General features: G+C 65.5%; 21 protein-coding genes. 5 read left to right on the plus strand and 16 right to left on the minus strand.

What is annotated here, in order from left to right:
* Window positions 1–121: 121 nt before the first annotated feature.
* Window positions 122–274, plus strand: coding sequence for a hypothetical protein (locus tag PV773_RS14950; protein ID WP_347967112.1), 153 nt, complete (start codon window positions 122–124; stop codon window positions 272–274).
* A gap of 282 nt (window positions 275–556) precedes the next feature.
* Window positions 557–1,672 carry a Glu/Leu/Phe/Val dehydrogenase dimerization domain-containing protein gene (locus PV773_RS14955; protein ID WP_347967113.1) on the plus strand — a complete coding sequence of 372 codons (1,116 nt, stop codon included), beginning with the start codon at window positions 557–559 and terminating at the stop codon, window positions 1,670–1,672.
* 327 nt (window positions 1,673–1,999) lie between these two features.
* Here PV773_RS14955 and PV773_RS14960 read toward each other — a convergent pair whose 3' ends face one another.
* From PV773_RS14960 to sdhC, 7 genes are all read right to left on the minus strand, one after another.
* Complete coding sequence (locus tag PV773_RS14960) at window positions 2,000–2,638, minus strand: DUF480 domain-containing protein (protein WP_347967114.1); 639 nt, start codon at window positions 2,636–2,638, stop codon at window positions 2,000–2,002.
* Window positions 2,639–2,723: 85 nt separating this feature from the next.
* On the minus strand, window positions 2,724–3,662 hold the full coding sequence (locus PV773_RS14965; protein ID WP_347967115.1) for a glycosyltransferase family 4 protein: 939 nt from the start codon (window positions 3,660–3,662) through the stop codon (window positions 2,724–2,726).
* A gap of 152 nt (window positions 3,663–3,814) precedes the next feature.
* Window positions 3,815–4,594 carry a succinate dehydrogenase iron-sulfur subunit gene (locus tag PV773_RS14970; protein ID WP_347967116.1) on the minus strand — a complete coding sequence of 260 codons (780 nt, stop codon included), beginning with the start codon at window positions 4,592–4,594 and terminating at the stop codon, window positions 3,815–3,817.
* A 10-nt stretch (window positions 4,595–4,604) separates the two neighbouring features.
* The gene (locus PV773_RS14975; protein ID WP_347967117.1) at window positions 4,605–5,048 is read right to left on the minus strand and encodes a DUF3052 domain-containing protein; all 444 of its coding nucleotides are present in this window, start codon (window positions 5,046–5,048) and stop codon (window positions 4,605–4,607) included.
* A gap of 3 nt (window positions 5,049–5,051) precedes the next feature.
* The gene (gene sdhA / locus PV773_RS14980) at window positions 5,052–6,887 is read right to left on the minus strand and encodes a succinate dehydrogenase flavoprotein subunit (protein WP_347967118.1); all 1,836 of its coding nucleotides are present in this window, start codon (window positions 6,885–6,887) and stop codon (window positions 5,052–5,054) included.
* Between the two features lie 4 nt (window positions 6,888–6,891).
* Complete coding sequence (sdhD, locus tag PV773_RS14985; RefSeq protein WP_347967119.1) at window positions 6,892–7,287, minus strand: succinate dehydrogenase, hydrophobic membrane anchor protein; 396 nt, start codon at window positions 7,285–7,287, stop codon at window positions 6,892–6,894.
* Between the two features lies 1 nt (window position 7,288).
* Window positions 7,289–7,699 (minus strand): succinate dehydrogenase, cytochrome b556 subunit, encoded by a 411-nt coding sequence (gene sdhC, locus PV773_RS14990; RefSeq protein WP_347967120.1) that lies wholly within the window; start codon window positions 7,697–7,699, stop codon window positions 7,289–7,291.
* A gap of 415 nt (window positions 7,700–8,114) precedes the next feature.
* Between sdhC and PV773_RS14995 the strand changes: the two genes are divergently transcribed.
* Window positions 8,115–8,465, plus strand: a complete 351-nt coding sequence (locus PV773_RS14995) for a hypothetical protein (protein WP_347967121.1) — start codon at window positions 8,115–8,117, stop codon at window positions 8,463–8,465.
* Window positions 8,466–8,471: 6 nt separating this feature from the next.
* On the opposite strand, the gene PV773_RS15000 is transcribed toward PV773_RS14995, so the two are convergent.
* The 8 genes from PV773_RS15000 to PV773_RS15035 all read right to left on the minus strand — a co-directional run bounded on the left by PV773_RS15000 (window position 8,472) and on the right by PV773_RS15035 (window position 16,313).
* Window positions 8,472–9,704, minus strand: a complete 1,233-nt coding sequence (locus PV773_RS15000; protein WP_347967122.1) for a GGDEF domain-containing protein — start codon at window positions 9,702–9,704, stop codon at window positions 8,472–8,474.
* Window positions 9,705–9,862: 158 nt separating this feature from the next.
* Entirely contained in the window at window positions 9,863–11,272 is a 1,410-nt protein-coding gene (gene leuC / locus PV773_RS15005; protein ID WP_347967123.1) for a 3-isopropylmalate dehydratase large subunit, read from the minus strand.
* A 249-nt stretch (window positions 11,273–11,521) separates the two neighbouring features.
* On the minus strand, window positions 11,522–12,109 hold the full coding sequence (locus PV773_RS15010; protein ID WP_347967124.1) for an MgtC/SapB family protein: 588 nt from the start codon (window positions 12,107–12,109) through the stop codon (window positions 11,522–11,524).
* A gap of 58 nt (window positions 12,110–12,167) precedes the next feature.
* Window positions 12,168–12,797 carry a class I SAM-dependent methyltransferase gene (locus tag PV773_RS15015; RefSeq protein ID WP_347967125.1) on the minus strand — a complete coding sequence of 210 codons (630 nt, stop codon included), beginning with the start codon at window positions 12,795–12,797 and terminating at the stop codon, window positions 12,168–12,170.
* Window positions 12,798–12,810: 13 nt separating this feature from the next.
* Window positions 12,811–13,626: an amino acid ABC transporter permease gene (locus tag PV773_RS15020; RefSeq protein WP_347967126.1), complete on the minus strand. Its 816-nt coding sequence runs from the start codon at window positions 13,624–13,626 to the stop codon at window positions 12,811–12,813.
* Between the two features lie 131 nt (window positions 13,627–13,757).
* Complete coding sequence (locus PV773_RS15025; RefSeq protein ID WP_340040953.1) at window positions 13,758–14,555, minus strand: basic amino acid ABC transporter substrate-binding protein; 798 nt, start codon at window positions 14,553–14,555, stop codon at window positions 13,758–13,760.
* 179 nt (window positions 14,556–14,734) lie between these two features.
* Entirely contained in the window at window positions 14,735–15,271 is a 537-nt protein-coding gene (gene rplS / locus PV773_RS15030) for a 50S ribosomal protein L19 (RefSeq protein WP_347967127.1), read from the minus strand.
* 265 nt (window positions 15,272–15,536) lie between these two features.
* Window positions 15,537–16,313, minus strand: a complete 777-nt coding sequence (locus tag PV773_RS15035) for a hypothetical protein (protein WP_347967128.1) — start codon at window positions 16,311–16,313, stop codon at window positions 15,537–15,539.
* 150 nt (window positions 16,314–16,463) lie between these two features.
* Between PV773_RS15035 and PV773_RS15040 the strand changes: the two genes are divergently transcribed.
* Window positions 16,464–17,477 carry a sugar-binding transcriptional regulator gene (locus PV773_RS15040; RefSeq protein WP_347967129.1) on the plus strand — a complete coding sequence of 338 codons (1,014 nt, stop codon included), beginning with the start codon at window positions 16,464–16,466 and terminating at the stop codon, window positions 17,475–17,477.
* An 81-nt stretch (window positions 17,478–17,558) separates the two neighbouring features.
* On the opposite strand, the gene PV773_RS15045 is transcribed toward PV773_RS15040, so the two are convergent.
* The gene (locus tag PV773_RS15045; RefSeq protein ID WP_347967130.1) at window positions 17,559–18,554 is read right to left on the minus strand and encodes a glycosyltransferase; all 996 of its coding nucleotides are present in this window, start codon (window positions 18,552–18,554) and stop codon (window positions 17,559–17,561) included.
* Between the two features lie 134 nt (window positions 18,555–18,688).
* On the opposite strand from PV773_RS15045, the gene PV773_RS15050 reads away from it, so the two are divergent.
* Window positions 18,689–20,068, plus strand: coding sequence for a class I SAM-dependent methyltransferase (locus tag PV773_RS15050; protein ID WP_347967131.1), 1,380 nt, complete (start codon window positions 18,689–18,691; stop codon window positions 20,066–20,068).
* Window positions 20,069–20,131 lie beyond the last annotated feature (63 nt).

The following is a 20,131-nucleotide window of genomic DNA, read 5'->3' on the forward strand; positions in this document are numbered from 1 at the left end:
AGGTCAAGCTGGTACCGCCAAGGCCTGGAATCGGGACCGCAGAGTCCAAGAACGGGTTTTCCGATCCGTCTAGCGTGCCCTCGCGAATCGATGTGGTAGGTCCAGCACGAGGAGCAAGGACATGTCCCGCCTGCAGTTCTGGAAGACGGTGGCGGCGCTCGCCGCGGCGGGCTTCAACGCGCGTGCCTTCCTCGCCCCCATGGCGCTCGGCGGCAAGCTGCCGGAACCGGCCGGGAAACGCCGGCCGAAGGAGGAGAACGAACCCGAGGCCTGAGCGGCAGGCAGACCTCTAAGACGGCGGCGGCGGGCTTCGCCGCCGGTCGCCGCAGTCCGGCTGCAGCGGATGCCAGGGCAGAGGCAATCCGCCAGCCGGCAGGCCGGACGCGCCGGGGGGCAGACCCGCGTCCGGCCACCCTCCCCCTGGGAGCCGTCTTTGCGTTTGTTGCGCGGCAAAGCAGCCGGGCGCAATGCGCGGTCGTGCCGCGCCCCCACTTCGAAACCAAAGATCGTCCAAAAAGTTTAGCCTCCAGGGACCAGCTCACCGGGAGGAACCCTCATGCTGAACGTCCTGAGACCGCGCCACGAAGTCGCCGGCGCGACGACCCTCGAAATCACCGACATCACTGCCGAAGCAGCACGCCTCCCGGCCTTCGACGCCCACGAGCAGGTCTGGCTCGGCCGCGATACCGTGCGCGGGCTGACCGCCATCGTGGCCATCCATTCCACCGTCCTCGGACCGGCGCTGGGCGGCACCCGCATCTGGCCCCATGCCAGCTTCGAGGCCGGGCTCACCGATGCGCTGCGCCTGTCGCGCGGCATGACCTTCAAGTCGGCCATCGCCGGCCTGTCGCTCGGCGGCGGCAAGGCCGTCATCATCGCCGACGCGAAGACCGACAAGACGCCGGCCATGCTCGAGGCCTATGCCGAGATGCTCGAAACGCTCGTTGGCCAGTACATCACAGCAGAGGACGTCGGCATGACGCTTGCCGACGCCGACTTCCTCGCCGAACGCGCACCCAATGTCGCCGGCACCACCAGGGGCGGCAGCGGCAATCCCTCGCCGTTCACCGCCCAGGGTACCTTTTTCGGCCTCAAGGCGGCGCTGCGCCATCGCAAGGGCAGCGACGACCTCAAGGGCGTCCGCGTCGCCGTCCAGGGCCTCGGCTCGGTCGGCTGGTCGCTCTGCCGCAAGCTGCATGCCGAAGGCGCCGTCCTGACCGTCTCCGATCTCGAGCCGGCCCGCACCGCCCGCGCCGCCGAGATGCTCGGCGCAACGATCGTCGAGGGCAACGCAATCGTCGCCGCCGACGTCGACATCTTCGCCCCCTGCGCGCTCGGCGGCATGCTCTCGGCTGAAACCATCCCGCTGCTCAAGGCCGGGATCGTCGCCGGCGCCGCCAACAACCAGCTGGCGACGGCCGAGGACGGCAAGCTGCTGGTCGAACGCGGCATCCTCTATGCCCCCGACTACGTCATCAACGCCGGCGGCGTCATCAACGTGGCGGCCGAGATGGCCGACGGCGGCTACAGCGTCGAGGCGGTGATGCCGCGCGTCGAGAAGATCGCCAAGACGCTGACCAGGATCTTCGAGCGCGCCGAGCGCGAGGACCGCACCGCCGACGACGTCGCCGAGGCCATGGCCCGCGAGATCGTCGAGGCCGCGCGCAGGTAGGGCTTCTCCCGCAAAGGCAGGACGAACCAATAGTTGAAGGGCTTGGCAGGTCTTGTACCCCCACCCCTAACCCCTCCCCACAAGGGGGAGGGGGACTCCAGCGGCTTAGCGGCTTCCTTGAAATCAACGTGCTCGGCGCCCACCTCTCCGATACCCCTCCCCCTTGTGGGGAGGGGTTAGGGGTGGGGGTGAATCACAAGCGATTGCCCCGCCACTTATTGGCGCTGAGCCCTTGTCGAAGGGCGAGGCGAACCCTCGATTCGCAAGAACGCAAAACGGCCCGGCTGCTTCCGCAACCGGGCCGTTTTCAATCTTTCCGCCGCGCGCCTATGCGCCGGCAGCGTCGAGCCGCGCCTTCAGCGCCGCCACTTCCCCTTCCAGAACCCGGACACGTTCCTCGAGCTCCGAAACGACGGGCGAGGCGGCACTCGGCGCCCGGTTTGTCGTGACGACCGCAGCATCGACATCGCCTGCCAGGAGATGCGCGAAGCGATCCTCGCGCTGGCCGGGTGAGCGGCCGATCTCCTTGACCAGCGCCGGCCGGCGGCCGATCAGCATGTCGAGTTCGTGGCGCACGGCGTCGGCATCGGCGAAGTTCGCCATGCGCTCGGCGCGGGCGAGCAATTCGTAGACGGTCTGCGGCCCGCGCAGCAGAAGCAGGCCGATCAGAACGCCCTGGTTGCGCGTCAGCGAGAACTTCTGCGCCATCTGGTGCTCGTAGCGTTCGACGCGCGAGGCGAACTGCTGCTTCGCCAGCCCCTTCGCCTGCAGCGTACCGAGCGCCCGGGTGATGTCGACCATCTCCAGCGCCATGACCGGCTCGCGCGACGTCTTCTGGTTGGCGGCGGCCACCAGCGCATTCGATGTCATCGGATAGACGTCGGGCGTCAGTTCCTTCTTCTCGATCAGGCAGCCGAGCACGCGTGCTTCGGCCGCTGTGAGGTGGGGAAGATCCGTGTCTGTCATGTCAGTCGCTTTCGCCTTACGCAGATGTTCAACCGTCATCTTCTTGCCCCGGCCGCGCCGATCCGGCACGGTCGCGCACAGTCACTTACGAAGCTTTCTGGCCGATCAGATTGACGTATAGGTCGTAGCAGTTGCCGGCAATCGCCTCGGCCGAGAAACGTGCCGCGATCCGTTCGCGCGCGGCCATCCCCATCGCCCGACGGCGATCCTCGTCGTCGGCAAGCAGCTTCAGCGCTTGGATCCAGGCGTGCTGGTTGAACGGCAGCGCCAACCCGGAAAGGCCGTGTTCGACGATCTCGGCCGTCCCGCCGAAATTCATCGTCACCACCGGCACGCCCGCGGCCATGGCCTCCGCGGGCGCAAGGCCGAACGACTCGCCAGGCAGCCGGGTCGGGGTGACGTAGATGTCGAAGGCCGACATCATCCGCCGGGCATCGGGAATCCTGCCGAGAAGCCTCAGGCGGTCGCCGCCGGCCTGCTTGATCAGGGCAGTCTCGGCCGCCGACCCGCTGCCCACGACGGCAAACACGAAGGGAGCCCCCAGGCGCCGCACGACGTCGGCAACGAAAGCCAAGTTCTTGATCGGACGTATTGAGCAAACCGTTCCGATGACGATCTCGTCGGCGCCCAGGCCGAAACCGGCACGCAACGCGCTGCGCTCATCTTCGCTGGGCGATGGCAGGACCTCGATCGGATGCGGATGGACGTGGCAGCGGCCCGGATCGATGAGGCGCCGGAATATCTGACGGCCCATCCAATTGTTGACATGGGCGCGCGAGGGCAGCAGCAGCCGGGTGACGCGCCGGTTGAAATAGGTCGCCCAGTCGAAGGGGCTGAGGATGTTCAGCCCATCGATGGCGCCGTGCGCGAACACGACGGGCACCCTCGGCGTACCGCGCAGGGCAAGCATCACGGGAAGTGCTACGGTGCGGCCGAGGCCGATATGCACGATATCGGGCGAAAATTCCGCAACGGCTGCCTTGATCGCGTCGACGATGTTCGAGCCAGGCAGGTAGCGGCGCAACTTGCCGGCCAGGCCGGTATTTCCGGCTTTGCGCAGCGCCCCAAGGTAAACGAAACGAAAGGAGACCCCCAGCGCCTCCAGATGGGGAAGGATGGGGGTGTCTAAATGTGCAGGATCCTCGGATACAAGGAGAACGCGCATGGAGACCCGGATTAGACGCGGCGCTCGACCATCATCTTCTTGATCTCGGCGATCGCCTTGGCCGGGTTCAAGCCCTTGGGGCAGGTCTGGGCGCAGTTCATGATCGTGTGGCAGCGGTAGAGCCGGAACGGATCCTCGAGGTTGTCCAGGCGCTCGCCCGTGGCCTCGTCGCGGCTGTCGATCAGCCAGCGATAGGCCTGCAGCAGCACGGCCGGGCCGAGATAGCGGTCGCCGTTCCACCAGTAGCTCGGGCACGAGGTCGAGCAGCAGGCGCACAGGATGCATTCGTAGAGGCCGTCGAGCTTCTGGCGGTCCTCATGGCTCTGCAGCCATTCCTTCGCCGGCTCCGGCGACACCGTCTTCAGCCACGGCTCGATCGAGCGGTGCTGGGCGTAGAAGTTGGTGAGGTCGGGCACAAGGTCTTTCACCACCGGCATGTGCGGCAGCGGGTAGATCTTGACCGCGCCCGAGATGTCGTCGCACCCCTTGGTGCAGGCCAGCGTGTTCGAGCCGTCGATGTTCATCGCGCAGGAGCCGCAGATGCCTTCGCGGCAGGAGCGGCGCAAGGTCAACGTCGGGTCGATCTTGTTCTTGATGTAGAGCAGGTGGTCGAGCACCATCGGGCCGCAGTCGTCGACATCGACGAAATAGGTGTCGATGCTCGGGTTCTCGCCGTCGTCGGGCGACCAGCGATAGATGCGGTATTCGCGCAAATTGGTCGCGCCCGCCGGCTTCGGCCAGGTCTTGCCTTCGCGAATCTGCGAGTTCTTGGGGAGTGTCAGTTCGACCACGATCGGTTCCTCACATCTTGGCGCGGAGTTCCTTGCGGATGACGAGCTTGAGCCCGCTCCACACGGCATCCACGGCGCAGACCTTTACGTCCACTAGCCCCTTGGGCAGCGCCACGTCGCGAATGACATCCTCGGTGATGTCGGTCGCGATCTTCGACGCCTTCTTGGGCCAGGAGATCCAGACCGCGCCGTCGGGCGCGATCATCTTCTTGAATGTCTCGGCATTGCCGTCGAGGTCGGCACGGCGCCGGGTGAAGGCATGAACCACGTCATGCCCGTCGCCCGCCGCATCGATCCCGGTCCAGCCGGTCAGCTTCCTCGCCGCAAAATCGCGCGACGAAGCTAGTTCGCCAAGCTCGTCCGGCAGGTCGACGAACACCACGCTCTGCCCGTCCTTGAGGCCGAGTTTGGCCGCAAGTGGCGTTGGCGAGTATCCTGCCGCCGGCAGCGCCATGGCTCAGTACACGCGCGCCTTCGGCGCGATCTTGGCGAGGCTGATGCCGCCGTCCTCTTCCTTGAGCAGCGGCTCGGTGTGAACCGGCCGGTAGCTGAGCGTCACCTTGCCGTCCTCGGCGACGTTGGCCAGCGTGTGCACGCGCCAGTTCTGGTCGTCGCGGGCCGAGAAGTCCTCGCGGGCATGCGCCCCGCGGCTTTCCTTGCGGGCTTCGGCGCCATGGACGGTGGCGATCGCGTTGGCCATCAGGTTCTCGAGCTCCAGCGTCTCCACCAGGTCCGAGTTCCAGATCATCGAGCGGTCGAAGACCTTGACGTCCTTGAGCTCGCCCCAGATCTGGGAGATGCGCTTGCAGCCCTGCTCGAGCGACTCCTGCGTGCGGAACACGGCGGCGTCTTCCTGCATGGCGCGCTGCATCTTTTCGCGCAAGCTGGCCGTCGGCGTGCCGCCATTGGCGTGACGCAGGCGGTCGAAGCGGTCCATTATCTTCTCGACCGAAGCCGCGTTCGGCGCGGGGATCGGCGCGTTGCGGTCGACCACCTGGCCGGCGCGGATGGCGGCGGCGCGGCCGAACACCACGAGATCGATCAGCGAGTTCGAGCCGAGGCGATTGGCGCCGTGCACCGAGGCACAACCGGCTTCGCCCACGGCCATCAGGCCGGGCGACACCCGGTCGGGCGCGCTCTTGGTCGGGTTCAGCACCTCGCCCCAGAAGTTGGTCGGGATGCCGCCCATGTTGTAATGCACGGTCGGCAGCACCGGGATCGGCTCGCGGGTCACGTCGACGCCGGCGAAGATCTTCGCCGATTCCGAGATGCCGGGCAGCCGCTCTTGCAGCACCGCCGGATCGAGGTGGTCGAGATGCAGGAAGATGTGGTCCTTGTTCTTGCCGACGCCGCGGCCGTCGCGGATCTCCAGCGTCATGCAGCGGGAAACCACGTCGCGCGACGCCAGGTCCTTGGCCGACGGCGCATAACGCTCCATGAAGCGCTCGCCCTCGGAGTTGACCAGGTAGCCGCCCTCGCCGCGGGCGCCCTCGGTGATCAGGCAGCCCGAGCCGTAGATGCCGGTCGGGTGGAACTGCACGAACTCCATGTCCTGCAGCGGCAGGCCGGCACGCACCGCCATGCCGCCGCCGTCGCCGGTGCAGGTGTGCGCCGAGGTGGCGGAGAAATAGGCGCGGCCGTAGCCGCCGGTGGCCAGCACCACCATCTTCGCCGAGAAGCGGTGGATGGTGCCGTCGTCGAGGTTCCAGGCCACGACGCCGGTGCAGGTGCCGTCCGGCTCCATGATCAGGTCGAGCGCGAAATACTCGATGAAGAACTGGGCGTTGTTCTTCAGCGACTGGCCGTACAGCGTGTGCAGGATGGCGTGGCCGGTGCGGTCGGCGGCAGCGCAGGTGCGCTGCACGGGCGGGCCGTCGCCATAGTTCATCATGTGGCCGCCGAAGGGGCGCTGATAGATCTTGCCCTCCTCGGTGCGCGAGAACGGCACGCCGTAGTGCTCGAGCTCGTAGACGGCCGCCGGCGCCTCGCGCGCCAGATACTCCATCGCGTCGACGTCGCCGAGCCAGTCCGAGCCCTTGACGGTGTCGTAGAGGTGCCACTGCCACGAGTCCGGGCCCATGTTCTGCAGCGACGCGGCGATGCCGCCCTGTGCCGCCACCGTGTGCGAGCGGGTCGGGAACACCTTGGTGATGCAGGCCGTCCTCAGCCCCTGCTCGGCCATGCCGAGCGTGGCGCGCAGGCCCGCGCCGCCGGCGCCGACCACGACGACGTCGAACTTGTGATCGACATAGGTATAGGCGGAAGCTGCTCCGCTCTTGCCGTCCTTGGCCACCGTATCAGCCTCCGAATGCCATCTTGAGCAGGGCGAAGAGCGAAGCCACGCCGACCGCTATGGTAAAGAAAGTGTTGAGCATGATGAGCGCGACCTTGGTGCCCTCGCCATGCACGTAGTCCTCGATGATGACCTGCATGCCGAGCCGCATGTGGTAGAGGCCCGAGATCAGCACCAGCGCCATGACCAGCGCCACGAGCGGGTTGGCGAGCGTCGCCCGCACGGCGGCGTAGTCGGCGCCGTTGAGCACGACCAGGAGGCCGACGAAGAACAGCATCAGCGGCACGTTGGCCACCGCCGTCACCCGCTGGCGCCAGAAATGCTCGGTGCCCTCGCGGGCGGAGCCCAGGCCGCGCACCTTGCCGAGCGGGGTGCGCATGTCGTTGTTGTTGCCGCTCATCTCAGGCTCCCCGCACCATGTAGCCGACGACCCAGACCAGCAGCGTGAGCAGCACCGCGCCGACCACGGTGGCCCAGGCAAGCTTGGAGGCGGTGTGCTTCTCCAGCCCCGCGCCGGTGTCCCAGATCAGGTGGCGGATGCCGCCCAGCAGGTGCTGCATCAGCGCCCAGGTGTAGCCCAGCAGCACGATCCGGCCGAACCAGCTGCCGTAGATCCCGTTGACGAAGTCGAAATATTCCTGCGACGTCGCCGCAGCAATCAGCCACCAGGCCACCAGCAGCGTACCGAAATAGAGCGCCGCGCCGGTGATGCGATGGATGATCGACGTCGTCATCGTGATCGGCGGGCGATAGATGGTCAGGTGCGGCGACAGCGGCCGCGCTCGCGATTGGGTTGCTTGTGATTTGCTCATGGCTCCCCCGGTCTGCATCCGAGCGTGGCTATGTTTGAATACGGCGTCGTCGCACCGTTTTGCGACGTCGGAATGGGCGCTTTCTAATGCGGTTTTTGCACCGCGTCAAAGTCGGAAAACCGTTCTGGCGCACATATTTAGTCGCATCGCGCCTTCAATCGATTGAAGCCCGGGCACACTACCCGCCCGGGTAAGCAACGCCTGAACGGGCCGGCAGCCGGTCGTCGCCGCTGCCTGCCCGTCCGCCTCCACCGGCCCTACCCGGGCGTGGGGTGCCATCCCGCCTGATACGCGAGCGAAATTAACCCTGTTTGTTAATCGAAACGGGCTGGCTGGCCGGAATCCCTTAACAAAGGTTAAGAAAGCGTTAAGATTTGATTCGAGAAGCGGCGCCGCCAGCCAGGGAGATTCTGCGATGCGCACTGCATTGGCCTTGACTGGGATCCTGCCGCTGGCGATGGCAGCCGCCGTTGCACTTGCCGCACCGGCCTCGGCGGGCGGCTGGGACGGCGACCGCATCTACGCCGATTCCTTCGGCAACCTCGTCGTCGAAAGCGGTGCGGGATACAAGCGCATCGTCGTCGGCGAGGGCCGATCGGCCCGCAAGCTCGCGGCCGGCGCCGGGCCGAAAGTCGTCTATCTCGACCGGCAGGGCAAGGATTCGGTCCGCCGCTGCTACCGGCCGCCCATGCTGCTCAAGGGCCGCAGCTACATGTACGGCTTTTCCGAGGGCGAGATTCCCCAGCCCGGCCTTCGCTGCCGCTGAACCCGTTCAGGCCGACGGCGGCTTGCCCCCGAACGGCACGACGTTCGACACACTCGCCTCGAAGGAAACTTCGAGCACGCTGATGCCGGCGATGCGGACGCAGTCGCGGCCGTCCTTCTTGGCTTCGTAGAGGGCGGCGTCCGCCCGCCGCATCAACTGGTCGATGCCCTCGCCGGCAACGAGCTCGGCCACGCCGAAGCTCGCCGTGAACCGCCGGTTCACCGGCAGGCCGTCGATCGGCAGGGCCGAGAACGCGCTGCGGGCGCCTTCCGCGAACAGGCGCGCCGCCGCCATGTGCGTGCCCGGCAGGATGATGGCGAACTCCTCGCCGCCAATGCGGCCGGCTATGTGGTGGCCAGCCTTCGATTCGTGCAGGAAGCGCGAGAATGCCTCGATGACGCGGTCGCCCGAGGCATGCCCGTAGTTGTCGTTGATCGACTTGAAGTGGTCTAGATCGGATATCACCAGCGTCACCGGCAGGCCCTGGCGCGACGCATCGCGCAGGGCGGCCGCGGCATGCCGCTCGAAGCCGCCGCGGTTGAGCAGCCGCGACAGCGCATCCGTCTCCGACTTCTGCAACACGTCGGCGAGGATGTCGCGCATCAGGATGACCATGATCAGCAGCGCGATGGACAGGGCGAACACCGTGCCCAGCGCCTGCGAGATCATCGCGTAGGTGCTCTGCAGGTAGAAGTGCGGGTCGGAACCCGAGCCACCCACCGCAAGCGCCAGGTATGGCTTGGAGAAGAACTGCACCGAGCTTGCCAGGAGCACGCCGGCGAGCGCGTAGTCGAAGCGGCTGAGCTTGGTCCGCGCCTGGAGCACGATCGCCGCGCCGACGGCCTGGGCGATGGCATAGGGCGTCTGGAACGTCATCATGCGCAGCAGCGAGTCGCGGTCGAGCCCTTGCGTGACGTAGACAGCAGCGGTCGCCAGCACGAAGAACGCGAGCATCGATCGCCACGGCGGCGACACCTCGTAGCGGCGTGCCAGGCCGACATTCATCAAAAGGGTGATGGCCAGGAACATCGCGAAATTGACCGCGACGATCACCCGCGTGTCCTGGAACAGCGGAATGGTGAATTCCGTCCCGATATAGACGATGCCGAGGCCGTAGCAGAGCGCGAACCAGCGCGCCGAAATGCGCCTCGCGTCATAGATCGCGATCGCTATGAACGCGCTGGCGAGTAGGCCGGCGACGAACAGGTTGATCGCGAGAATGAACTCTGCACCGCTCATCGCTTGTGGTCGCCTCCCATGCTCGCAAGCAAATCATACGCGCGAGAAAAAGACGTTAACGTGACTGGGCGGAAGACGGGTTCTGCCGATATCCTCAACAAATGGACAAGGCGGCGAGCTCGCGCCCGCCGCCTCGTCCGCATGCGCGTCGGCGACGGCTATTTCCAGTCGCGGATGTCGACGAAATGGCCGGCGATCGCGGCGGCCGCGGCCATGGCCGGCGACACCAGGTGGGTGCGGCCCTTGAAGCCCTGGCGGCCCTCGAAGTTGCGGTTCGAGGTCGAGGCGCAGCGCTCGCCCGGCTTCAGCCGGTCGTCGTTCATGGCCAGGCACATCGAGCAGCCCGGCTCGCGCCAGTCGAAGCCCGCGGCGACGAAGATCTTGTCCAGGCCCTCGGCCTCCGCCTGCTCCTTCACCAGGCCCGAGCCCGGCACGATCATGGCGTTGACGGTCGAGGCCACCTTCCGGCCCTCGACGACCTTGGCGACGGCGCGCAGGTCCTCGATGCGGCCGTTGGTGCACGAGCCGATGAAGACGCGGTCGATGGCGATGTCGGTGATCCTGGTACCGGCGGAGAGCCCCATATAGTCGAGCGCGCGCTTCTTGGAGTTGCGCTTGGTCTCGTCCTGGATCTCCTCCGGGTTCGGCACGATGCCGGTGACGGACGCCACGTCCTCGGGCGACGAGCCCCAGGTTACGATGGGCGGCAGCTTGGCGGCGTCGAGGATGACGACCTTGTCGAAATGCGCGCCCTCGTCCGAGTGCAGCGTCTTCCAGTAGTCCAGCGCCGCGTCCCACGCCTTGCCCTTGGGCGCGCGCGGCTTGTCCTGGACATAGGCGAAGGTCGTCTCGTCGGGAGCGATCAGGCCGGCCCGGGCACCGCCTTCGATCGACATGTTGCAGATCGTCATGCGGCCTTCCATCGACAGCGCGCGGATCGCCTCGCCGGCATATTCGATGACGTAGCCGGTGCCGCCGGCGGTGCCGATCTCGCCGATGATGGCCAGCACGATGTCCTTGGCGGTCACGCCCTCGGGCAGAACGCCGTCGACACGCACCAGCATGTTCTTGGCCTTCTTCTGGATCAGCGTCTGGGTAGCGAGCACGTGCTCCACTTCCGAGGTGCCGATCCCGTGCGCCAGCGCGCCGAATGCGCCATGCGTCGAGGTATGGCTGTCGCCGCAGACGATGGTCATGCCCGGCAAGGTGAAGCCCTGCTCGGGGCCGACGATGTGGACGATTCCCTGGCGCTTGTCGTTCTCGGAGTAATATTCCACGCCGAAGTCGGCCGAGTTCTTGGCCAGCGCCTCGACCTGGATGCGGCTCTCCTCGTTCTTGATGCCGTCCTTGCGGTCCGGCGAGGTCGGCACGTTGTGGTCGACGACGGCGAGCGTCTTCTCGGGGTGACGAACCTTGCGGCCGGCCATGCGCAGGCCCTCGAAGGCCTGCGGGCTGGTCACCTCGTGCACGAGGTGACGGTCGATGTAGAGCAGGCAGGTGCCGTCGTCCTGGCGGTCGACGACGTGGTCGTCAAAGATCTTGTCGTAGAGGGTGCGCGGTGCGCTCATGTGCGTAGATCCGTCGATATGAAACTGGGAAAGGGCGCGCCAAAGGCCCGTCGGCTTGGCGTATGGAGGCGACTAGATAAGTCGGCTCGTCAGCGCGCCTGAAATCCGGGCAAAGAAACGCGACGGCAGGCGCTTGTGGTCCTGCAGCACGAAACCCTTGTAGGCCGGATCTCCAAAGAGCTCTTCCATGGCCCGCTCATATCAATCTTTTGGGCTTCCGGCAATTGCGACTGCAGCGCCCACGCCACCTCAATGCGCGGGCTCGGCCTTGACGGGATCGTCGGGCTTCGGCTTGGCCGCCCGCCTGGCTTTCTGCCCGTCGTCCTCCGGCGCCGCGAAATCGGCGCCCTTGTTGAGGTCGAGCCTCTGCTCGAGCAGCTGCAGCAGGCTGAGCACGACCAGCGCCAGGATGGTCGCGAACAGCGCGATCTGCCAGAGCCCGAGCCCCGAGGCGACGCCTATGGCGCCGGCGAGCCACATGCCGGCACCCGTGGTCAGGCCGTGGACGGCGCCGCGCGTGAAGATGACGACACCTGCTGCCAGGAACGCCACGCCCGCCGTCACCGCCTCGACGATACGGATCGGATCCATCCTCACCGCCTCGTTTGTCGTGCCGGTCGAGAACATCGGCGCGTGCACGATCTCGATGGTCAGCAGCGCGAAGGTCGCGGCGGCGACGCAGACCAGGATATGCGTCCTCAGCCCCGCGGGGCGGTTCCGCCATTCGCGCTCGAAGCCGATCGCCGCGCCGAAGCCGGCGGCGAGCAGCAGCCGCGCCGCGATCACCGGAAAGGCGGTGTAGGTTGGGTGGCCGAATTCCTGGGCGAGCTGTTCCATGGGACCTCTGCTGGTTCGGCCCCAACGCACCGCGCCGGCCGAGGTTCCCGAGGTCCGCTCAGCGGATCGCGAAGACGAAGGCCTTGACCAGCACCTGAGGCTCCGCCACGGCGAAGGCTCGGAACGGCGGGCTCACCTCCACCGGCCGCCATCGGCCGGCGGCCTCGAGTTCGGCGAATTTTTCCAGGAACCCGCCCTGCGCCAGCACCGCGTCGCGCACGGTGAAGATGCCGAAGCCGCCGGGCCGGGTGATCCGCACCAGCTCTTCCAGGCTCGTCGCCGGCGCATGGCCGGCCGTGAACACGCCGGTCGAGAAGAACGCCGCGAAATGTCCGTCGCCCCAGGGCAGCGGCCCGCCCAGCGCCGCCCGGGTCAGCGCCGCGTAGCCGCCGCGCGCCCGCGCCAGCGCCAGCATCTCCTCGGAAAGGTCCAGACCCTCGATCGCGGAATAGCCCAGCGCGGCAAGGTAGGGCCCCGACAGCCCGGTGCCGCAGCCGGCGTCGAGCAGCGGGCCGGCTCCCTTGGGCACGTGCCGTGCCACCCATGCCGCTATGACGAAGGGCAGGCAGTAGCCCAGCGCCGCCGTCTCGGTGTCGTAGCCGTTGGCCCAGGCGGCATAGGCGTCGGCGAGTTCGCCGTCGGTCCTTGCCGCATAGACCCGGGCCAGCGCCTCGCCTTCCTCGCTCATCGGCTATCCTCGCCTATCGCGCCTGTCCCCGCTTCAGCCGCCGCTCCAGCGACCGCAAGGCAAGCGACAGTCCCACCGTCAGTATGAGGTAGACATAGGCCACGATCGAGTAGGTTTCGAAGAAGCGGAACGAACCCGAGGCGTAGACCTTGGCCATCTGCGTTATGTCCGCGACGCCGAGCACCGACACCAGCGACGAGTCCTTGACCATGGCGATGAAGTCGTTGCCGTAGGGCGGCAGGATGGTCTTGAACGCCTGCGGCCAGACGATCAGCCGGAAGCGCTGGTAACGCGTCAATCCCAGCGCCTTCGCCGCCTCGATCTGGCCGGTGTCGACGGCCTGGATGCCGGCCCGGAAGATTTCTGCGATGAAGGACGAATAGGCGACGGTCAGCGCGATGATCGCCCGCCACAGAAGCGAGAAGTCGCGCACCTGCATCGGTTCGACGAGGCCCGCGGCCTGCAGCGGCGCCGACAGCCAGTTCCACGCCGCCACGAAGGCCGGCGCGCCGACGAAGGCGATCCAGAACAGGAGCACCAGGATCGGCAGGCCGCGGACGATCTCGACATAGAAGCGCCCGATCTGGCGCAGCACCGTGGAGTTCGACAGCCCGAGCAGCGCGACGAACAGCCCGAGCGCCGAGGCGAGCGCGAAGGCGACGACGGTGACGAACAACGTCACCAGCAGCCCCTTGGCGAGGGTCGCGATGATCTGGCGATAGAGGTCGTCGGACCCGATCGTCAGCGCGGCGGCCACGGCGATGATGCCGGCGGCAACCAGCCACCAGGGGAAATCCGCCTGCGTGCCGGAACGAGGTGAGGGCGGCATCTACGGAGCGACCATCTGAGCTGCGGGCGGCGCCCTACGTTGCCCGTTCTGGTCCTGAGCCTGCCGAAGAGCCGGCAAGAGGGGCGCAACGTCGAGCACGAACACCGATCCGGGCTGTGACGCGCAATCCCTCACTGCCCCATCTTGTAGTCGAGGAACCACTTCTTGTTCAGCTTGTCGAAGGTGCCGTCGGCCTTGAGGGCCGCGATCGCCTGGTTGACCGGCGCGACGAGGTCCGAGCCCTTCTTGAAGATGAAGCCGAAGTCCTCGCTGCCCAGCGGCTCGCCCACCACCTTGAGCTTGCCCTCGGAAGCGTCGACATAACCCTGTGCCGCCACGCTGTCGGTCAGCACCAGGTCGACGTCGCCGGCCTTCAGTGCCTGCACCGTGGCGCCGAAGGTCTCGAACAGCTTGATGCGCGGGTTCTGCTCGTTGCCGTCGAGGATTTCGTAAACGGCGGTGTAGAACGGCGAGGTGCCCGGCTGCGCCGCGATCAGGCCGTCCTTGAGGGCGGCGAAGCTCTTGGCGTCGGTGAAGCGGCTCTCGTCGGCGCGCACCAGCATGAACTGCTGCGAGAGCATGTAGGGATCGGAGAAGTCGACCTTCTCCTTGCGGTCTTCCTTGATGGTGATGCCGGTCATGCCGATCTGGTACTGGCCGTCCGACACCGCCTGGATCATCGCGTCCCAGCTGGTGTTCTGGTACTCGACCTTGAAGTTGAGCCGCTTGGCGATCTCGTCCATCGCGTCATACTCCCAGCCGATCTGCTTGCCGGTCTTGGGATCGACGAACTGCAGCGGCGGATAGGCGTTCTCGGTCACCACAACGACCGACTTGCCGCCGAGGTCGGGCAGGCTCTGGGCCTGGGCAACGAAGGGCGAAATCACGACGGCGAAGGCGCCGGCGAGCGCAAGCTTTAGACTATTCATGGTCAGGTCCCCAAAATGACTAGACGGCTGCGCCGATCTATTGCGCGAGACTTTAGCTGTCTCAAGCTTGCTTGCAAGCAGGCCGGATGCGTCGCGCATGAAAGAACAGGAATTCCGTCCCCCCGAAACGAAAAAGGGCGGCTCGAAGCCGCCCTTTTGGAACTCGGTCGCGCCGGCGATTACTCGGCGGCGGCTTCGGCAGCCTTGGCGGCCTCGGCAGCGGCCTTCTTCTCGGCGGCTTCCTGGGCGGCCTTCTCGGCGGCCAGCGCCTCGGCGGCGGCTATCTTCTCGGCCTCGATGCGGGCCTTCTCGGCGTTCGCCGCTTCGCGCTCGGCGTCGTTCAGCTTGCGGGCGCGCACGCCGGTGTTCTCGGAGATACGCGCCGACTTACCGCGACGGTCGCGCAGGTAGTACAGCTTGGCGCGACGCACCTTGCCGCGGCGGACGATCTCGACGCCCTCGATCATCGGCGAGTAGACCGGGAACACGCGCTCCACGCCTTCGCCATAGGAGATCTTGCGGACGGTGAAGTTTTCCTGGAAGCCCGAGCCGGAGCGGGCGATGACGACGCCCTCATAGGCCTGCACGCGGGTACGCGAACCTTCGGTGACGCGCACCTGGACGCGCACGGTGTCGCCCGGCTGGAATTCCGGCAGGGTGCGCTTGGCTTCGATCTTGGCGGCCTGTTCGGCCTCGAGCTGACGGATAAGATCCATCTCAAAAATCCACTTCTTGTTCTTCCGACAGCCAGAGCGCCCGACGCTCGCCTTGCAGTCCATCTGACCGCTCGGCTATGCCTTCATTCCCTTTCGGGCCTTTCGGCAGGGGCGACTACACCGTCATTGTTGACGGGACTGGACGAGCATTCGTCCGGTTCGGGCGGCCACATACCGCTATTTCGCCCATTTGTCACGCCTTTGCGGCGTCTTTTTTGCACGTCCCGCGCCGACGCGAAGCTTCCGCTTGCTCGAACCATCGCCGCTAGGGCAGGTGGGCAAGCAGCACTCGGAAGATCGCGGCGAGCTCCGTTGCCGGATCGGCGCTCTCCAGCGCACGCGAAATCCGGTCGCCGCGCGCCTCGACCACCATGCTCGCCGCCTCCAGCAGTTCGGCATCGCTCAGTCCCGACGGCGACAGCGTCGCGATGCCGGCCGCAAGCGCCGCAGGCGCCAGAAGCTGCAGCATCGGCTCGACCTCCGCCACACGCATGTCGCCCTGCAGCGGCTGGCTGGCGCGCAGTTCCACGAGCGTCACCGCGGCGACCCCGGCCACGGCGTCGCGGCGATCTTCGGGGCCGGCCGCGCGCATCGCCGCGAGCAGTTCCGGGTGCTTGCGGCGAACGGCCAGATGCGCCTGCGAAAAACTCGCCTCGTGCAGCAGCGGCATCGGGCCGCTCTTTTGGCGCAGCCAGGATTTCAGCGCGGCGTAGAGGTCGCGGCGGAACAGCCGCTCCCCCTCCGTGCCGCCGCCGGCGGCGAAATAGACGTCGAAGCCATGCAGCCTCGCGCCGTCGTCGGGCCTGACGATGGGCAGCAGCGACAGCGACACCGTCTCGGCCATGGTCAGCGTGTCGTCGACCACGCTCGCCGCCCGCCCGATGAGCCGCTCGATCTCGGCGGGCGGGGCGAACGGTTCGGTGCCCGGCGGCCGCCGCGGCCCGCCGGGGTTGTCGTGCCGGCTCGCCCGCACGAAATGGCGCACGTCGCGCAGGCGATCCTTGATGTTGACGACGACGTCTTCGGAGAGGCTTCTCAGCATGCGCGCGTTCCTTCCAGCCCGTCTGGCGAGGCTTTCACCGGGGCATTGCAGCATTGTTCGGCCACAACTTCAATTCACGCGCCGCGCACAGGTGCTTGACCTGTGGGGCGTTCCTTGAAAAGTGATGGAAACCGAAGCAGGGGGAGCGGCGTGAGCAAGGGTACAAGAGGTTCGGGCGCCAGGTCGCGCGCCGCGGAGGCTCCGACGGACGCCGACAGCTCCCCCGCCGACAGCCGCGCCGACCGGCTCCGCCTGCGCGCCGCCTGGATGTATTTCATCGAGCAGATGACCCAGAACGACATCGCCGAGGTGCTCGGGGTCGGGCGCGTCACGGTGGTCCGCATGCTGGCCGAGGCGCGCGCGCGCAACGAGGTCAAGATCGCCATCGAGGGCGAGCTGTCCGGCATCGTCAGGCAAGAGCGGGCGATCGAGCGCAAGTTCGGGGTCCAGCGCGCCATCGTGGCGCCGCTGTCGGCCGAGGGCGCCGACCCGATCCCGGCGATTGGCGCGGCCACCGGGAGCTACCTTTCCGAGGCCATGCGGTCGGACATGTCCGTCGGCGTCGGCTGGGGCCGCACCCTGTTCGGCACCCTGCCCTACATCAGCGCCCGGCCGCTCAGCGACTTCCGCGTCATTTCGCTGCTCGGCGGCGTCGGCGTCGCGCGCCGCACCAACCCGGCCGAGTTCGCCTGGCGTTTCGCCCAGGCCTTCCAGGGCGATGGCTATCTGATCCCGGCGCCGGCCGTAGTCGACAGCATCGACACCAAGCGCGCATTGATCGAGCGCTGCGGCCTGTCCGAGATCTTCGCGCTGGCCGATTCGCTCGACGCGGTCCTGGTCAGCGTCGGCGACATCGCCTCCGCGTCGACCTTCTACCGCGGCGGCTTCCTCACCGAGGCCGAGCGCCAAAAGCTCGCCACGAAGGGGGCGGTGGGCGACCTCCTGTTCCATTTCTTCGACCGCAACGGCAACCTGGTCGACCACCCGATCAACGACCTGGTCATGTCGGTCGACGTCGACCGCATCCGCCGCGCGCCGCTGCGCATCCTCACCTCCGGCGGTGCCGACAAGATCGACGCCCTGCTCGGGGCGATGAAGCTGGTCAGCCCGACGGTGCTGATCACCGACGAGCACAGCGCCCGGCGCATGATCGAGGCCCCCTGAGCGACCAGGGCCGGCGCGGGATGGAGCTAGGTGCGTGAAGAGGCCTGGGCGACCTGCCAAAAGCGCGCCGTGCAACCCCTTTCACTTGCGCGTTGATGCCGCAAATCGAACCATGAGCCGAGCGATGTTCGTGAACCGCCCACGATAAGTCAGATTCACGATTGGAGCGACCCGGCGAATTCGCTTGCGATGGCGGCGAGGGAGTTCCGAAGCAATCTCTTGAATGTCAGCCCAAGTGAGCTCCATGCGCTGAACTTCTCCGAGTCGGGATCCGCTGATGAAGTCATGGACGGCCGAACGGAAGAACCTGGGCGCGATGAAATCCCTGACCCAGTGCTTGTTTAGGCGGGGTTCGTTCGGAAACATCTCCTTGAGCTTGCGATAATAAATCATCCGAGAGACAGCCATTCTCATGCTGTATGAAGTTGATCCACTATGGATCCGCCATTTTGTGACCGGTTGTTCAATATAAGTACTGAGATAGCCCTTACGGAAGATCCTTAGAAAGAGGTCATCATCTTCATACCCCGACAGCCTTTCGTCAAAACGCCCCGCTTCAAAAAAGGCGTTACGATCGACTAGCGAGGCTCCTGGCAAGATAAACATGTCCTGTCCAATGCACTGCTCCAGCGTCGTCTTGGGATGCTTGGAAGAGTAAACGTCTAGGCAATTGTGCGCAACCATCAGACCATTTGCATCGACATGATCCAGGTTCCCATACACAACCGCGAGTCTATCAGTAGGCGACGCCTGATCGAATGGCCGCTTGAGAAGCGCAAGGTGCTCGGGATACCAGATGTCGTCTTGGTCCAGAAGCGCGATATGACTGCTCCGGCAGTTCTCGGCAGCAAGATTGCGGGCAGATGATTGCCCTCCATTTGCCTTTCTCAGCAATACCACTGGATGAACTCTGGATAGTTCTTCAACAATTGCTACGCCATCGTCGGTGGAGCCGTCGTCGACGACAATGATCTCGTCCGGCGGTTCGGACTGACCAAAGACACTTTCCAGCGCCTCGCGGATGAAACGACCACCGTTGTATAGTGGGATTATCGCCGCTACCGTAACGATTGCCATGTGCCGCCCCGATCTGAGTTCTTTTATGATTGCGGCGGGCAACGATCAAGCACCGCAACAAAGCTATGGTCTCGACAACTGCTGGTCTAACTGCAGCCGCGTTCCGCTGACATAGTGCCGTGAGGATACTGAACTTGAGAACCAGTTCCGTCGAATTCAGCGATGGTCGGACCATTCCGTCTGCTTTTGTCTGCCCGGTTTGCGAAAACTCCGGCGACAAGGCGTACGTGCTCACAGCAAAAAATACGCAGACGGAAAAAGACACGGAATCAGAGCTTTTCCTTTATCTCTGCGTAGCCTGCAGATCTCTGGTGTACCACCCCTATCCCAATATCGACTACGCCCAGCATACATCCAGAGAACTCAGTATCCGAGACTACATCGAGTTCAACGGGGCAATAGATCTTGTTGCCAAGAACATCCTGAGGGTGATACCCGACGGTGGTCGACCGGGCAGGCTCCTCGATATTGGCTGCGGCTTCGGATTTGGCTTGGATGCCATTCGATCCATAATGGGCTGGCAGGTGAAGGGCTTCGAGCCCTCGCACTATGGAGACCTTGGCCGAGAGCAACTGGCGCTCGACATCGTCAACGACTTCGCAGCCACGAATACGACGTCCGAAGATCTTTATGACGTCGTGCACTGCTCTGAGGTCATCGAACATGTGCACGACCCACATGAGTTCATCGCTATCCTCAAGTCCTTCCTGGTCGAAGACGGCGTCCTGATCCTGACGACACCCGATGCGGATCGCATCCATAGTCGAACCGATCCCAGCTCGTTGCTGGCTCTGCTCTCACCCGGCGCGCACACCATCATCTTCAATGACCAAGCATTGGTGGAGGCTCTGAAGAAGGCAGGGTTTCAATATGTCGAGATCGACAAAAGCGCCGCGAGCATGTTGGTCTATGCATCGAGAGTACCGCTTGGGTTCCATGCGCGGTCGGAAAGCCAATCGGCGACACTCCTACACCGCCATTTGAAAGAAGCCCTTAGCAAAGCCCGTCCCGGGTCCTCGCTGGAGATCGGCCTGCGCTATCGTCTCTTCCGAAGTGCCATAGATACCGGAAACTACAGGCTTGCCGAGGAAGCTTTTGCGCCCAATCTGGCGGATGCCAACCCTTCCCTGGGCGGGATCGCGACGCTCGATGATTTTGCCGCTCGCTGGCCGCTCTGCATTGCAGCGTCCACGTACTATCTCGGCATGCTGAAATTGATTCATCGTAGCGAATATCGTGATGCCGCTCGCCATTTTCGCGCAGCGACCAGCCTTTGCCGGACAAAGATCGACTTGTCCCCGTCCACGGCCGTTGTCGAGTCCGACCTGATCTGGAGGGCCGTGTACCACGAAGCGCTCGCCTTGAAGTACGCGGGCGATCACCTTCGTGCTCTTGCTCACCTGGCCAGCTTTGTCGGCTTCCAGCACACACACAATCCACCCGTTCCAGAAGACCTGCAGTCAGCAGTCACTGCCTTGCGGAACTCCCTGGCAGGCGAGATCCGGTCGGCCTGATGAAACGCCCGATTCCGATCGGCCAGGCGCGGGTCGCCGGCACGATCTCCTCTTCAGGGACCG

This window comes from Mesorhizobium sp. CC13 (assembly GCF_039907765.1).
Classification (GTDB): domain Bacteria; phylum Pseudomonadota; class Alphaproteobacteria; order Rhizobiales; family Rhizobiaceae; genus Aminobacter.

Excerpts from the sequence above, each read along its gene's own strand:
- PV773_RS15020 (WP_347967126.1), bottom strand. The coding sequence starts at position 13,626 with ATGCCGCCCTCACCTCGTTCCGGCACGCAGGCGGATTTCCCCTGGTGG.
- leuC (WP_347967123.1), bottom strand. The coding sequence starts at position 11,272 with ATGAGCGCACCGCGCACCCTCTACGACAAGATCTTTGACGACCACGTC.
- PV773_RS15045 (WP_347967130.1), bottom strand. The coding sequence starts at position 18,554 with ATGGCAATCGTTACGGTAGCGGCGATAATCCCACTATACAACGGTGGT.
- PV773_RS15010 (WP_347967124.1), bottom strand. The coding sequence starts at position 12,109 with ATGGAACAGCTCGCCCAGGAATTCGGCCACCCAACCTACACCGCCTTT.
- rplS (WP_347967127.1), bottom strand. The coding sequence starts at position 15,271 with ATGGATCTTATCCGTCAGCTCGAGGCCGAACAGGCCGCCAAGATCGAA.
- PV773_RS14995 (WP_347967121.1), top strand. The coding sequence starts at position 8,115 with ATGCGCACTGCATTGGCCTTGACTGGGATCCTGCCGCTGGCGATGGCA.
- sdhC (WP_347967120.1), bottom strand. The coding sequence starts at position 7,699 with ATGAGCAAATCACAAGCAACCCAATCGCGAGCGCGGCCGCTGTCGCCG.
- PV773_RS15000 (WP_347967122.1), bottom strand. The coding sequence starts at position 9,704 with ATGAGCGGTGCAGAGTTCATTCTCGCGATCAACCTGTTCGTCGCCGGC.
- sdhD (WP_347967119.1), bottom strand. The coding sequence starts at position 7,287 with ATGAGCGGCAACAACAACGACATGCGCACCCCGCTCGGCAAGGTGCGC.
- PV773_RS14950 (WP_347967112.1), top strand. The coding sequence starts at position 122 with ATGTCCCGCCTGCAGTTCTGGAAGACGGTGGCGGCGCTCGCCGCGGCG.
- PV773_RS15035 (WP_347967128.1), bottom strand. The coding sequence starts at position 16,313 with ATGCTGAGAAGCCTCTCCGAAGACGTCGTCGTCAACATCAAGGATCGC.
- PV773_RS14960 (WP_347967114.1), bottom strand. The coding sequence starts at position 2,638 with ATGACAGACACGGATCTTCCCCACCTCACAGCGGCCGAAGCACGCGTG.
- PV773_RS15025 (WP_340040953.1), bottom strand. The coding sequence starts at position 14,555 with ATGAATAGTCTAAAGCTTGCGCTCGCCGGCGCCTTCGCCGTCGTGATT.
- PV773_RS15015 (WP_347967125.1), bottom strand. The coding sequence starts at position 12,797 with ATGAGCGAGGAAGGCGAGGCGCTGGCCCGGGTCTATGCGGCAAGGACC.
- PV773_RS14975 (WP_347967117.1), bottom strand. The coding sequence starts at position 5,048 with ATGGCGCTGCCGGCGGCAGGATACTCGCCAACGCCACTTGCGGCCAAA.
- PV773_RS14955 (WP_347967113.1), top strand. The coding sequence starts at position 557 with ATGCTGAACGTCCTGAGACCGCGCCACGAAGTCGCCGGCGCGACGACC.